At 55.2% G+C, this 13,974-nt stretch carries 12 protein-coding genes; 10 read left to right on the forward strand and 2 right to left on the reverse strand.

Annotation, left to right across the window (positions count from 1 at the left end):
* The first annotated feature begins 185 nt into the window (after positions 1 to 185).
* The 5 genes from ACK4IR_RS05370 (at position 186) to ACK4IR_RS05390 (ending at position 5,630) form a co-directional block, all read left to right on the forward strand.
* Entirely contained in the window at positions 186 to 2,060 is a 1,875-nt protein-coding gene (locus tag ACK4IR_RS05370; RefSeq protein ID WP_409873161.1) for a PP2C family protein-serine/threonine phosphatase, read from the forward strand.
* Positions 2,060 to 3,124, forward strand: coding sequence for a tRNA preQ1(34) S-adenosylmethionine ribosyltransferase-isomerase QueA (queA, locus tag ACK4IR_RS05375; protein ID WP_409873183.1), 1,065 nt, complete (start codon positions 2,060 to 2,062; stop codon positions 3,122 to 3,124). The genes ACK4IR_RS05370 and queA overlap by 1 nt, the downstream gene beginning before the upstream one ends.
* Before the next feature lie 315 nt (positions 3,125 to 3,439).
* Entirely contained in the window at positions 3,440 to 4,252 is an 813-nt protein-coding gene (locus tag ACK4IR_RS05380) for a carbon-nitrogen hydrolase family protein (RefSeq protein ID WP_409873163.1), read from the forward strand.
* A 120-nt stretch (positions 4,253 to 4,372) separates the two neighbouring features.
* Positions 4,373 to 4,570: a hypothetical protein gene (locus ACK4IR_RS05385; RefSeq protein ID WP_409873164.1), complete on the forward strand. Its 198-nt coding sequence runs from the start codon at positions 4,373 to 4,375 to the stop codon at positions 4,568 to 4,570.
* Positions 4,571 to 4,763: 193 nt separating this feature from the next.
* Positions 4,764 to 5,630 (forward strand): alpha/beta fold hydrolase, encoded by an 867-nt coding sequence (locus tag ACK4IR_RS05390; RefSeq protein WP_409873166.1) that lies wholly within the window; start codon positions 4,764 to 4,766, stop codon positions 5,628 to 5,630.
* On the opposite strand, the gene ACK4IR_RS05395 is transcribed toward ACK4IR_RS05390, so the two are convergent.
* A complete protein-coding gene (locus ACK4IR_RS05395; protein WP_409873167.1) occupies positions 5,622 to 6,155 on the reverse strand; it encodes a P-loop NTPase family protein in 534 nt (177 codons plus the stop codon). The two genes, ACK4IR_RS05390 and ACK4IR_RS05395, sit on opposite strands and share 9 nt — an antisense overlap.
* A 160-nt stretch (positions 6,156 to 6,315) precedes the next feature.
* On the opposite strand from ACK4IR_RS05395, the gene ACK4IR_RS05400 reads away from it, so the two are divergent.
* The 5 genes from ACK4IR_RS05400 (at position 6,316) to ACK4IR_RS05420 (ending at position 10,171) form a co-directional block, all read left to right on the forward strand.
* Positions 6,316 to 6,963 carry a DUF3386 domain-containing protein gene (locus tag ACK4IR_RS05400; protein ID WP_409873169.1) on the forward strand — a complete coding sequence of 216 codons (648 nt, stop codon included), beginning with the start codon at positions 6,316 to 6,318 and terminating at the stop codon, positions 6,961 to 6,963.
* A gap of 2 nt (positions 6,964 to 6,965) precedes the next feature.
* Positions 6,966 to 8,111: a ribonuclease Z gene (rnz, locus tag ACK4IR_RS05405; RefSeq protein ID WP_409873171.1), complete on the forward strand. Its 1,146-nt coding sequence runs from the start codon at positions 6,966 to 6,968 to the stop codon at positions 8,109 to 8,111.
* A gap of 146 nt (positions 8,112 to 8,257) precedes the next feature.
* Complete coding sequence (locus tag ACK4IR_RS05410; protein ID WP_409873173.1) at positions 8,258 to 8,488, forward strand: hypothetical protein; 231 nt, start codon at positions 8,258 to 8,260, stop codon at positions 8,486 to 8,488.
* A gap of 54 nt (positions 8,489 to 8,542) precedes the next feature.
* Positions 8,543 to 9,712 carry a cysteine desulfurase family protein gene (locus tag ACK4IR_RS05415; protein ID WP_409873174.1) on the forward strand — a complete coding sequence of 390 codons (1,170 nt, stop codon included), beginning with the start codon at positions 8,543 to 8,545 and terminating at the stop codon, positions 9,710 to 9,712.
* 9 nt (positions 9,713 to 9,721) lie between these two features.
* Entirely contained in the window at positions 9,722 to 10,171 is a 450-nt protein-coding gene (locus tag ACK4IR_RS05420) for a hypothetical protein (protein ID WP_409873175.1), read from the forward strand.
* On the opposite strand, the gene ACK4IR_RS05425 is transcribed toward ACK4IR_RS05420, so the two are convergent.
* The gene (locus tag ACK4IR_RS05425) at positions 10,168 to 13,890 is read right to left on the reverse strand and encodes an EAL domain-containing protein (RefSeq protein ID WP_409873177.1); all 3,723 of its coding nucleotides are present in this window, start codon (positions 13,888 to 13,890) and stop codon (positions 10,168 to 10,170) included. The two genes, ACK4IR_RS05420 and ACK4IR_RS05425, sit on opposite strands and share 4 nt — an antisense overlap.
* Positions 13,891 to 13,974 lie beyond the last annotated feature (84 nt).

Raw genomic sequence — 13,974 nt, forward strand, 5'->3', positions numbered from 1 at the left:
TGGCTTCGATCCAGCGGCAAAGGGTCGTAACTGAGATATTCCGCTGTTGCAGGAGAAAAGCTAGGATAGGGAATTGGATGCATTCTATTCGCCCCTGCTATGGACTAGCGAATTACTGGATCAAGAACTTTAACGTACCTGCTGCGGGTGATTGTGACTGCGGCAGCTATCTCAGGATTGAAGCGATGAGTCCACCTGCGCCTAATCTGATTTGCCCGGAGTGTGGCACTGCCAATTCCATTTACCAAGTTGAGTGTTGCCACTGTCAGGTGCCACTCCTAAAACGCTACTTGTGGGCGATCGGTTCTAGCTTAGATCGCTATAAGGTGGGCGATCGGGTGGGCGATCGCTACCTCGTGCAAGGCAAACACTTGCTCCTAGACCTCTTACCGGGGGAGCCTGCCCCCGGTGTCGCCAACACGGCTCAGCTTTACCGTCCTTATCTGCGCCTATTTCCCAAGCGTCCCCATGTCCCGGAATTATTTGGCGCCCTGTCCCTACCTGAAGGAGAACTATTGCTCCTTGAGCATGCCCCCGTCAGTTGTATTGACATTGCCGATGCCAAAGTTGCCCCCGGTCTGACCCATGCTGCTCCCCTAACCCTGATTTGGGAGAAAGCCAATTTGGTGCGCCGCCTCAACTGGCTGTGGCAAATCATCTCTCTTTGGCCGGCATTGGCGGCAGAAAATGTGGCTCTCACACTGCTCAATCCCCAGCTTTTGCGAGCCGAAGGTTCCCTTGTGCGGTTGCTGCAACTGCAAGCAGGCAATAATCCCACCTTGGCCGACCTTGGTAAATTTTGGCAGACCCATTTCAGCTTTGCCGATCAAGGAGAAAATTTTCAGCAGGCCTTTAGCATCCTGTGTCAACACATGCAGGATCCGCAGGAAACCACCCCTGAGGCTATTCGGGAAACCCTAGAGACGCTGTTTCAACAGGCTCTCGATCACCTTGGTTATGAGTACCACTACGATATTGCCGGTCGCTCCGACCAAGGGCCTAGCCGGACTCGCAATGAGGACAAGTGTTTTCCAGAGCGCGATCTAACAGACCAATCCCACGTGCTTGCTCTGGTGTGCGATGGAGTCGGGGGGCATGAAGGGGGCGATGTCGCTTCGGGTTTGGCCGTTGATATTCTCAAGGAGACACTCAGCCCCCTCAAACTGCTGGAGATGTCCCCGGCGACGGTTGAGCAGGCTATTCAAACCGCCATTCGCCGCACCAATGATGCGATCAATCAACGCAATGATACAGAGCAGCGCCACGAACGCCAGCGCATGGGAACCACCGTTGTCGGTGCCCTGATCGAGCACGCCCATCTCTACCTTGCCCACATTGGCGATAGTCGCGCCTACTGGATCAACCGCTGGGGCTGCTACCAACTCACCCTTGACGATGATGTGGCCAGTCGCGATGTGCGCTTGGGGATGAGTACCTACCATCAAGCCCTGGAGCTGCCCTATGGGGGTTCCTTGGTGCAAGCTTTGGGCATGGCGCCGTCGCAGCATCTACACCCTACAGTTGAACCCTTTTTGCTCGATGAAGAAGGAATTCTTTTGCTCTGTTCCGATGGCCTTAGTGATTTTAATCGGGTCGAAACCTATTGGCCACAGTACCTCCTGCCGGTGCTCCAAGGTCAGCTTTCTCTCCCTGCTGCGGCCGAGCAACTCATTGAGCTTGCCAATCGCCTCAACGGCCATGACAATGTAACGGTGATGCTTATTCACTGTCGCGTGAAGAATGCGGCGGGGATCGTTGACTTAGACTACAGCGATATTGTCTGTCAAGGGGAGTTGCCGGAGGTAACAGACATTACCATGGGCTACGTCGCCCCTCCTGAGCCGGCGAAACCTGATCTCACGGTTTCCCAGATAGTGGAACCCCCTCCACCCCAACCCAAGCCGCAGCCAACCCCAACTCCCCGTTCCCAAGCGTGGCTGCTGCTGCTTGCTGTGGGCGTTGCCACTGCTGCCCTTGGCTTTCTGGCTGTTGTGACTTCTATGAATCGCTCTACGGATGGGGTAGAGCCATCCCCCTCACCGTTGACCCCGCTGCAATGATGCCTAGTCCTGCTGATTTTTCCCTTGACGCCTACGACTATCACCTGCCCCCGGAACGCATTGCCCAACAGCCTGTTTCCCCCCGCGATCATGCCCGCTTGATGGTGGTGGCACGGGACACTGCTACAGATCATTACTTCTATGAGCTACCGCAACTGTTGCAAGCGGGGGATCTGCTGGTGCTCAATGATACACGGGTGATTCCGGCGCGGCTGATGGGGCAAAAAGTGGGTAGCTCTGGCCGTCCGGTTGAGGTCTTTCTCCTTGAAGAATTGAGCGATCGCCGGTGGTTGGCGCTGGTGAAGCCCGGTCGAAAATTGCGCCCCGGCGCCGTGATTCAAATTGGCACGCTGCAAGTAACGGTACAGGCCATTGATGAAAAGACGCGAGGCCGAATCATTGAATTCCATCTGCCGCCGGGCGATCGCCTGTGGTCATACCTTGATCAACTCGGGCACGTGCCCCTTCCTCCCTACATTGACAACCCCATTGAAGATACTGAGCAGTACCAAACCGTCTATGCCCGCCGTCCCGGCGCTGTGGCTGCACCCACTGCCGGCTTGCACTTTACCCCCGAACTCCTGAGCAAGTTAGCCTATCAGGGCATTGATCACTGTTTTGTGACCCTCCATGTGGGCATCGGCACCTTTCGTCCTGTAGAGGCCAGCGATATTCGCCATCACCAGCTCCACGAAGAATGGATTGAGGTACCCGCTGCCACAGTCGAGCGGATTCAGACCGCCAAAGCTGCTGGGGGACGGATCATTGCCGTCGGCACCACTGTGATTCGCTCCCTAGAGACCGCCGCCCAATCAGGCACCCTTCAGCCCTTTTTTGGCAAGAGTGATCTCTATATCTATCCGGGGTATCAGCCCAAGATTGTCGAGGGCTTCATTACCAACTTTCATCTGCCGCGCTCTAGCTTGATGATGCTCGTCAGTGCCTTTATTGGCCGCGAACGGCTACTTCAGTTGTACCAAGAGGCGATGAATCGCCAGTACCGCTTCTATTCCTTTGGTGATGCCATGCTGATTTTGCCCAGCGCTTGCCACAATACCCTTTGAGTGTGCTATCTTAAAGCCAGTTGTTTTACAAATTACCGTTCAGGAAGATGGAGGTGATGCCCATGGCAGATAGTAGTAAACGCTTGGGTCGTCGTTTTGGAGTAGCTCAACTCTAGGGAAGAGTTGTTCTCCATCTGTTAGTTTGAAATTGACACCTAGGAGATCAATTCTCCTAGCAGTTGATACCCACGATAACCACCAGACCGCTCCTGAGGCCTTCCTTGGGGGCGGATGGCTTTTTAAGGGGAGACACAGGCTTGCCCTCGACAGATTGCAACGATAGAATGAGGGGTTGCTGTCTTTTTTCCAATGGGCATGAAATCCTATCTCGCTGCCGCAGTGCAAATGACCAGCCAACCCAATCTTGAGGCAAATCTGGCGCAGGCAGAGGAATTGATTGAATTGGCGGTGAGACGGGGAGCAGAACTGGTGGGGCTGCCAGAAAACTTTTCCTTTCTGGGTGACGATCGCGAGAAAGTTGTCCAAGCGGCAACGATCGCCGAGCGTACCGAGGCCTTTTTGAAACGCATGGCGCAGCGGTTTCAGATTACCTTGGTGGGGGGTGGCTACCCAGTACCGGCAACCGAAGGCAAAGTTTACAACACGGCGGTACTCATCGGTCCAACAGGGGAAGAATTGAGCCGTTACCAAAAGGTGCATTTATTTGATGTGGATTTGCCCGATGGCAATATCTACCACGAATCAGGCACAGTCTTGGCCGGACAGCAGTTGCCCTCTGTTTATCCCAGTAAGGACTTAGGCAATATCGGCTTGTCGGTGTGCTACGATGTCCGCTTTCCGGAACTGTACCGCGCGCTCTCCCAAGCGGGGGCAACGGTGCTGTTTGTGCCGGCTGCCTTTACGGCCTTCACGGGTAAGGATCACTGGCAAGTTCTGCTGCAAGCCCGAGCAATTGAAAACACCTGTTATGTGATTGCACCGGCGCAGACGGGGGTTCACTATGGACGGCGGCAAACCCATGGCCATGCCCTGATTGTGGATCCTTGGGGAACCATCCTCGCAGATGCGGGCGATCGCCCTGGCCTCGCGATGGCAGCCATTGAACCCAGCCGCCTTGAGCAAGTGCGCCAACAGATGCCCTGCCTGCAACACCGTGTCTTTTTCTAGGGTTGGGCTAAACTGTGAAATAAATCGTAACAGGGCATACAGCAGCAGGGAGTTTCCTACGTTATCTTAAAACCATAGGTGAATCCTTGCCCTCACTCCAAACCGACTAGGAGCATCTCTATGGATAGCGTTACGGTTCCCAACTCGCAGGCCTCCGCCGAGGTTTGGAACTCCTTGAAGCAGGCGATCGCCCACAGTTCCGGGTTTCAGCGTTGGCTGAGTGAAAAGCAAGCCGCTGCGATCGTTGAGCAGCCCACCGATCTGGACGCTTGTGTTACTGCCTACCTGCGTCAGGCTCTCGAAACCCTTGCCTATTAAAATCTGGTAAGAACTGTAAGGTTTGCCCCTATACTAGGAGCATTCTGACTCCTTAGGTCACATATTACCCCCACAGCGCATCTTATCTGGGGGTTTTATTTTCTAGGAACGAGCGATCGCCCCAGCAAGACAATCCGTCAGAGTTCCCTTGGCTATAGTGGAAAGTGCCAGCCCCCAAGGTGCATATGTGCATATGATTGAAGGCCCGTGGATCCACAAATTTATTGTCTCCAATGGTATCCGTCTCCACTACGTCACCCAGGGAGAAGGGGAGTTGGTGCTATTGCTCCACGGCTTTCCAGAGTTTTGGTACTCTTGGCGGCATCAAATTCCCGTCTTGGCGGAAAAGCACAAAGTTGTTGCCCTCGATTTGCGCGGCTACAATCTCAGCGATAAACCCCAAGATACCGCCAGCTACGTTCTCGATGAGTTAATTCTTGACATTGTCGGTGTCATTGACGGCCTAGGCTATCGCCGCTGTCACTTGGTGGGGCACGACTGGGGGGGAATGGTGGCCTGGGGAGTTGCCTGTGCCGTTCCTGAGCGGATTCAAACCCTGAGTGTGCTGGCCTGTCCCCATCCTGCCAAGTTTCAACAGCTGAGTTGGGAGCAATGGTGGCGCAGTAGCTATATGCTGCTGTTTCAACTGCCGTGGCTACCGGAGATGCTCCTAGAATGGGGAGGCTATGGGGCGATCGCCCAAATTTTTCGCTGGGCAGCCGTAAACCAACAGGCCATTCGCCCCGCCGACTTAGCCCTCTATCAAGATGCTGCCGCCCAGCGGGGTGCCCTCTCAGGCATGCTCAACTACTACCGTGCCGGACTGCAAAGCCTTTGGAAGCGCGACTGGGGCGTGCTAGGCGTGCCGACCTTGATGCTCTGGGGGCGCCAAGACCCCCTCTTGGGCATTGAACTCACCTACGGCACCGAAGCCTACGTCAAGGAGCTGAAAATTCAGTACTTGGACTACTGTGGTCACTTTGTGCAGCAGGAGCAACCCGATCTGGTGAATGAGTTTCTGTTGGAGTGGCTAGAGACGGTTTCGGCACCCCTAAATTAGTCGCCGCAATTCCGTCACTTGGTCGGCGATCGCCAGCAGAGAGGGTGGCATCTCAGGCCCTGTCAACACAACATCGAGGGGGCGGGGGCGATTTTTCAAGAAATTCAGGACTTCTGCTTCACTCACCAGCCCCAATTGAATGGCCAAACTCACCTCGTCTAGAACCACCAAGCGATACGCTCCCCCTTGCACCGTCACTTGCAGATGCTCCCAAAGCCGGCGAACGGCGGCCTGCTCTTCGGGGGTGATGGTCTGGGAATCCCCCAAGCAACGCTGGAGTGCCGGTCGCCACCAGGTCAAATGTTGCCCCAACTGAATCGGGTGCTCCACCCCGGTTTGAATGCCCCCTTTGAGGAATTGCACGATCAGGACACCACTGCCTTGGGCAGCCACCCGCAACGCCTGTGCCATCACCGTGGTAAAAAAGTGCCGCTGCGGACAGGTAAATACCTGCACCAGTCCCTCAATGTCATAGGTTGGAGACAAGCTTGCCTCAGAAACGGAAACCGAGAGCTGTGCTACCATAGCGTTCCTGTCCGGTCAACGAGGGGGATGACCCCTCGGCGATTACATATTTAGTGTAGTAAGCCGTGATTTACCCCTAGTGAACACTAGATATACGTGGCCGTCAAGGGGGGTGAGAATCGGTTATCTTAAAACAATGTGACCGTTAGGAGGATGCCCCATGCCTGCGACCCAAGCCCTAGATGCCGAGGCGCTCTTTCGCGCCGCCTACGAAAATCGGTACACTTGGGATGAAAATTTTCCCGGCTTTACGGCCAAGGTCACGCTCATTGAGGGCGATCGCACCTACCAAGGGCAAGTCAAAGTTAGCCGCGATTACAGCGTTGAAGTCAACGGCATCGAAGACGAGCAGGTGCGCGAATCCCTCTACAACCAACTGCGGGATGTGATTGTCCACCGCAAGCGCATTGGTTTTGAAGCCGCCCATGGCAACAACACCTTCCAGATCGGGGAAACCGACGCCAGTGGCGCGGTGGAGATCCGTGTTAGCGGCGACGCCATGGGATCGAACTACAAGGTGCGGGACAATCAGATTGTCTATGTCAGCCGTGTCATGGGGCGGGTGGCCTTTGCCATTACCCACCGCGAAGCCCTCGAGACCGGCTCAGGGTACATTTCCACCAACTATGTGGCCGTCTTCCGCAATCCGCAGACCAACGAAGTGCTGCGGCAAATGGAGTTTCAGGACACCTACGTGCCCGTGGGCAATTACTACCTGATGAGTCGCCAGGTGGTGCACACCCATGAAAACGGCCAAACCGGCACGGTGGACATTCGTTTTGATGATCTGCAACTCCTAAACGACTAGGCGTGGAAATTACGTTTTTGGGCACCAGTTCGGGGGTTCCCACCCGCAGTCGCAATGTTTCCAGTGTGGCGCTGCGGCTTCCCCAGCGGAAAGAGATCTGGCTCTTTGACTGCGGTGAGGCCACCCAGCACCAGTTACTGCGCAGCGACCTGCGCACCGGCCAGATTCGCCGTATTTTCATCAGCCACATGCACGGCGATCATATTTTTGGCCTCATGGGCTTGCTCGCCAGTTGTGGCCTTGCGGGAACGGTGAGTCAAATTGATGTCTATGGCCCGCCGACCTTAGATCGCTACATTGCCGGTTGTTTGCGCTGGTCGGTAATGCGGCTTCCCTACAAGTTGCAGGTGCATACGGTGGAGCCGGGGGAGGTCTTTAGCGATGGCGAGTTTACGGTGACCTGTCGGCTGTTGCATCACCGCGTGCCCGCCTTTGGCTACCGCGTTACCGAGCGCGATCGCCCCGGTCGCTTTCAGGTGGAAAAAGCCCAAGCCTTGGGCATTCCCTTTGGGCCGCTGTACGGTCAACTCAAACAGGGAAAAACCATCACCCTCGAAGACGGCCGCACCTTTGATGGCCGCGACTTCTGCGATCCACCGCAGCGGGGGCGCAGTATGGTCTATTGCACCGATACCATCTTTTGTGACAGTGCGGTTGAGCTGGCCCAGCAGGCGGATGTGCTCATCCACGAGGCCACCTTTTCGCATCAGGAGGCCGATCTTGCCTTTGCACGGCTGCATTCCACCTCTACCATGGCGGCTCAAGTGGCGGCCTTTGCCCAAGTGAAATTGCTGTTTCTCACCCACTTTAGTGCCCGCTATGCCCCCGGCAATCCGCTGCAGGTGGAGGATCTCTTGGCAGAGGCACAGGCCATTTTCCCCAATACCCGCTTGGCGCATGATTTTCTCCACTATGAGATTCCCCGTGAGGGCACTCAAGCAGCCCCCGCTCCTGCCCCTCCAGAAGCCCTGCCGGCGATCGCCATCAACCGCGCCACCCGCCAACAGATGCAACAAAAACTCGGAATTGATGCCATAACAGCCAATGCGATTTTGGAGCGGCGGCGGCAGCAAAAGTTTACGTGCCGAGAGGAACTCGAACGCCTCTATCCGCAAGTAGCATGGGACACGCTCAACGTGCAGTTCTAAAGAGCAATTCTTTAGCAATTCTTTAGAGTCTCAAATAGGAACTTGTGATTGAGATCAACGTCTTATTGTGCGGCTGATCACAGTCAGGCTTTGTGAAGCACTGGCATAGTTGAGACGACACACGCAAATTGCAAGGGAGCCAAGGTATGACGCTGCTGGAGCTAATCCGCCGCATTCAGGCGACTCGGATCGTGACCCCTGCTCAAGAGCGTCAAATCAATGACTTGCTGTGGCAGCGTTCCCTGAGTACTACCGAATATGAAGCCATGCAAAAGCTGGTCACGGGGATTATTGCGGGAGAAATTCAAGTCATCTCTCAGATGCAGCGGTTCGGCAGCAAAAAAGAGCTAGGGAATCATCGGTTACAATTGGCTTAAGGGACTGGGTTTTACGACAGTTCCGCCACTGATTTTTGGAAGCTGCGCCTGCCCATGCAACTGTATTTCGACTACGGTGCGACGACTCCCTGTCGAGCGGAGGCTGTGGCGGCCATGGTGGCGGCCTATGGGCAACAGTGGGGGAATCCCTCCAGTATTCACGAGTGGGGGCAACGCTCGGCGATCGCCCTAGAGCAGGCACGGATGCAAGTGGCGTCCCTGATTCATGCCCGGCCGGAGGAGATCGTTTTTACTTCGGGGGGCACCGAAGCCGACAATCTGGCGCTGTGGGGAGTGTGCCAACGCTACCGCCAACCGCAGCATTTAATTATTTCGGCGGTCGAGCATGCGGCGGTGGCCAAACCGGCGGCTGCCCTTGAAGCCCAAGGCTGGCAAGTAACCCGCTTAGCGGTGAATCACTGGGGACAGGTGGAACCTGCCCAACTGCGGCAGGCACTTCGAGAGAATACCGTACTGGTCTCGATTATCTACGGTCAAAGTGAAGTGGGTACCCTCCAACCCATTGCCGAACTGGCGGCCATTTGTCAGGAGGCGGGGGTGCTCTTTCATACCGATGCCGTGCAGGTGGCAGGACGGCTCCCCTTGGATGTGCAGCGGCTAGGGGTGGATTTACTCTCGCTGTCCAGTCACAAAATTTACGGTCCGCAGGGGGCAGGGGCGCTCTATGTGCGATCGGGGGTGGATATAGAACCCTTTCTGCGGGGGGGAAGTCAAGAATTTGGTCGCAGGGCAGGCACCCAAGCGGTGCCGACGATCGTCGGTTTCGGGGTGGCAGCCGAATACGCGGCAAGGGAACTGAGCACAGAACAGGGGCGGCTGGCTCAACTGCGCGATCGCCTGTGGCAGCAGTTGCAGGATCATCCCCAGGTGGAACGCACCGGCCACCCTTGGCAGCGATTGCCCCATCACTTGAGTTTGATTGTGCGCGATCGCCACGGCCAACCCTTGAACGGCAAGACCTTGGTGCGGCAGCTGAACCTGGCAGGCATCGGCATTAGTGCCGGTTCCGCCTGTCAAAGTGGTCAGACCCAACCCAGTCCCACCCTCTTGGCCATGGGCTACGATCCGGAAACCGCCAAGGCGGGGATTCGCATTACCTTGGGGCGAGAGACCACGGCTGCCGATGTGGATTGGTTGGCCATGGTGCTGCGGCAGTATCTGGCAGAGGCGATCGCGCCCCCCTTCGCCGTGTCTATTTCCTAGGGTGCATCCATGGTGTGGGCGGCACTATCTGCACAGGGGACTTGGGCACTGGCCAGCTATGGGGTGGTTGCCACACTGATTCTGCTGTGGACGATTCTGCGATCGCGACAACACCCCTCGCAAAAAGCCACCCTTGAAGCTGAAGTGGCGCGGCTGCAAGATCACTGCCACCAACTCCAAGAGCAACTTCAGGCCACCGCCGCAGAAAATCAGCAATTACGCACAGAACGCGATTATTGGCAACAGCAACACCAAGCCCTCAGTGAGCAACTCACCACCCTCGAAGCCACGTATCAGCAACTGGCGATGACGCTTCAACACCTCGAACAGGAGCGCGATCGCCTACAACAGGCTCTTCAACAGCCCGCTGACTGGTGGCAAGAAATGACGAAAAATTATCAAAGTTGGTGGGAAAGCCTCCCCTTTCTTCCCCATGAGGATACCGGCAGCAAATCCTAGAGCAGTCGATCAATGGGTAATGGCGGATAAAAGAGATACCCTTGGCCATACAGACACCCGAGAGCGATTAATTGGGCGGCTTGGGTCGCCGTTTCTACTCCCTCTGCCACTACATCTAAGTGGAGGCTTTTGCCTAAGGCAATCACGGCGCTAATAATTTCCTGCGCCGCTTGGCTCTGCTCTAAGCTCTGGACAAAGGAGCGATCGATTTTCAGGGCGTGGATCGGCAACTGGTGCAACCGACTCAGGGAAGAATAGCCGGTGCCAAAGTCATCAATGTTGAGGGCAACCCCCAATTGCTGCAGTTTCTCGGCCACCTGCAAGGTAGCTTCAAGATTGCGGATCATGGTGGTTTCCGTAATCTCCAGATGAAGGAGATGGGGAGGCAATTCGGCACTGCGCACCGCCGCCAAAATATCATTGACGAAGTGGGGATCTACCAGTTGCTGCGGCGAGATATTAATGCCCAAGGTCAGGGTCTGGCGACGACTGTCCTGCTGCCGCCAGCGGCTGAATGCCTGCATTGCCCGTTCAAAGACCTGTCGCCCAAGGCTGACAATCAATCCTGCCTGCTCTGCTAGGGCAATAAATTCGGCGGCAGGAATTTCCCCCTTTTCAGGGTCAAACCACCGACTCAGGGCCTCCAGACCCACGATCGCCCCACTTTCCAGCTCAACAATGGGCTGAAAATACACTTGCAACTCACTGTTGGCGATCGCCTGATGCAGTTGGGTCTCAAGGGTAAACCAACTTTGGGCTTGGGTGTGCATTTGCGGGTCAAAGATGCGATACTGCCCCAATCCTTGTTTTTTTGCCTGGTACATGGCAATGTCGGCATCCCGCAGCAGGGTAGCAGCGGAGTCGGCGTCGCGATCGCTAAAGGCCACGCCAATGCTGGCACTGAGACTCAACAGATGTCCATCAATGATTAGGGGTTCCTGAATCACCCGCTCTAGGTCAGCCACCCGTGCTTGCACTTGTGCCACCATTTGTGCCGGATCGAGGTCTTCACACAGCACCACAAATTCATCGCCACTTAAGTGAGCCAAGGTATCTCCCTCAGGCACTACCCGCTGCATTCGCCGGGCAAGGGTAATAAGCACCTGATCGCCCGCTTGGTGCCCCAAGCTATCGTTGACCCGCTTAAAGCGATCAATATCAATAAAAATAACGGCAAAGGGGCGATCGCGATGGCGTTGATACTGGCGCCAACAATGTTGCAAGCGCTCTTGGAACAAGGTACGGTTTGGCAGTCCCGTCAGGGCATCGTGGAGCGCATCGTGAATTAGCCGATCCTCCATTTCCTTGCGGCGGGTAATATCGCGCCCCACACATTGATACTCGATACAACGGCCATGGTGGTCAAAGAAAGCACGGATGGTCCATTCAAACCAAGCGAACCGCCCTTCCCCCAAGGTCACGCCACATTCAATCGTGTTAATGGGCTGCGTGGGGGTCAGCGCTTGCAGATGCTGTTGGAAACGTTGCTGCGTGACGCCATCAAAGGGGTGCCGAACCACCTCCCCAACGTCACAACTCATCCCTGCTGCGGCCAAATAGCGAAAGAAGGCGGGATTGCCAAAGGTCAAGTGTCCCGCCGGGGTACAGCGGTAGAGCAGTTCTGTCTGCGCCTCCAGAACTCGCCGATAGCGTTCCTTTTCCTGATGGAGGGCACTCACCAATTCGGCGCGGTGGATGCCAAAGCCCAGTTGTTCTCCCAGTTGGCGGATAAGGTGCACCTCGTCAACCGCCCAAGGCCGAGGAGAAGAGCAGTGGTGGCACAGCAGCAAGCCCCAGAGGCGTTCCTCTGCAATAATGGGCACCACCAGACTGGCCCGCACCTGCAATTGGTCGAGAAAGTCACGATGACACCGGCTCATTGCCGCGGTATGAATATCCGCAACTGCCAATACCCGCCCCTGAGCATAGGCTTCAGCCGACTCGCGGTGGAAGCAGGGATCATAGAAGGTGCGATGCAGGAGGGAAAATTGTGGTGCGGCAACGGATTCGGCCACCACCTCCCCCCGCCCATCGGCATAAAATTGAAAAATCAGAGTGCGATCCACCCCCAACAGTTGACGAATTTCCTCAAGCGCAGTTTTTAGAACCGTTTCTAAATCCAAGGAGCGACGAATATTCAACGTTAGCCGATGGAGGAGTTCTGCTTGGGTTTGCCGTCGCTGTAGGGCAGTGGGGGAGTCCACTTGCAGCATAATATTCTGGCAGAAAACGGCCAGACCCCGACCCGTGGGAAACATCCGCACGGCCAGCCATTGGTTGCAGCCCTGACCAAACATCTCAAATTGGCGGGGGATTTGCTCTGCCATTGCTTGTTGACAGTGGTGCTCAAAAACGGCGTTGCGGGCGTCAGGAAAGATATCCCAGAGGGTTTGGCCGAGGAGTTGGGAAGCGGATTGACCCACCAAGCGGCAGAAGTTCCCGTTGACGTAAATGATCCTAAAGTCACGATCCACCTCGAAAACGTGATCCGAGATGCACTCCAAAATATCGGTCAGTTGGTCGTAGGCGGCTTGCAGGCGATCGCTAAGCCGGTGCTGCTCCGTCACATCCCGTCCTACTCCATACAGGTGCCCTTGACCGAGAAGCCCTTGCCATTCATACCAGCGGTAATCTCCCCCTTGCGTGCGCAGGCGAATGGTGTGGTTGGTGATTTGCTCTCCGGCTAGGAGACGTTGCTGCATCTGCCGATGGCGGGGGCGATCCTCCGGGTGGAGAAATTCTTCAAACTTTGCGCCTGCCAATTGATTGAGGTCATAGCCAAGACATGTGTGCCAGTGTTGATTGACCCGCCGCAGCCGTCCCTGACTATCGGCAATCATAAATAGCTCCAGGGAGGAGCTAAAGAAATACTCTAGTTCGGCCGTTTTTTGGGCAATTTCTGCCTGCAAACGAATGCGATCGCTAATATCCCGCTGCACACCAAAGTGACCAATGATCTCCTGATTTTGATTGTAGAGGCACACATAGTTGCCCTCGATCCAAAAAGAGCTTCCATCTTGACGCGGCAGTTCGATTTCAGTGTGAAAATGCCCCAAATCAAACATGGCTCGCCACAGCCGTTTGGCCAGCTCCAGATCATGTTGAAAACAAATGCGCGGTGTCAGGCCAATAAGTTCCTCTGGCGGTAATTGGTACTGCCGGGCAAAAGCACTATTGATCCGAGTCAGGCGATGGTGATCAAGAACATACTCTAATACCTCATCCTTATTCACCGTGTCATCCCAGCGAATGGGACGATCCAACATCATGAAAAAACAGGCTTCTAGGGATTGTTGAAAAAAAGCTTCTAGAAGTTCTTGGTTGGCCTGTAATTCCAGTTCCAGTTGACGGCGGCGAGTCACATCCCGCGAGGTGGTCACCAAAAACAAAACATTTCCTGCCTCATCACAAATGGGATGGATAAGGGTTTCTAACCAAATGTATCCGCCGTTTTTTTTCCGCATTCGATAGGTTTCGGTGATATTCACACTGCCTTGGAGGGCTAGGACATGGTCACCACTGCGGATTCGCTCGCCATCTTCAGGATGAAATAATGTGTAGGGACTCTTACCCACTAATTCTTCAGGATGATAGCCAAGAATTGTCTCGCTGGAGGGAGTGACGTAGAGATACGTGCCATCCGGTTCATGCAGGCAAATGAGGTCATCGGTATAGTTGACCAATAATTCCGTAAAATGCTCAAATTCGGCGATGATCATTTGTGAAAGTCCATATTTTTTGCATGTGTTTTATCAGAAACGGCAAGATGTGCAGCTGGTTTGACCTTAGCTTAATGTTAAACA

Origin of the sequence: Thermosynechococcus sp. (genome assembly GCF_046299635.1) — a bacterium.
Lineage (GTDB): Bacteria > Cyanobacteriota > Cyanobacteriia > Thermosynechococcales > Thermosynechococcaceae > Thermosynechococcus.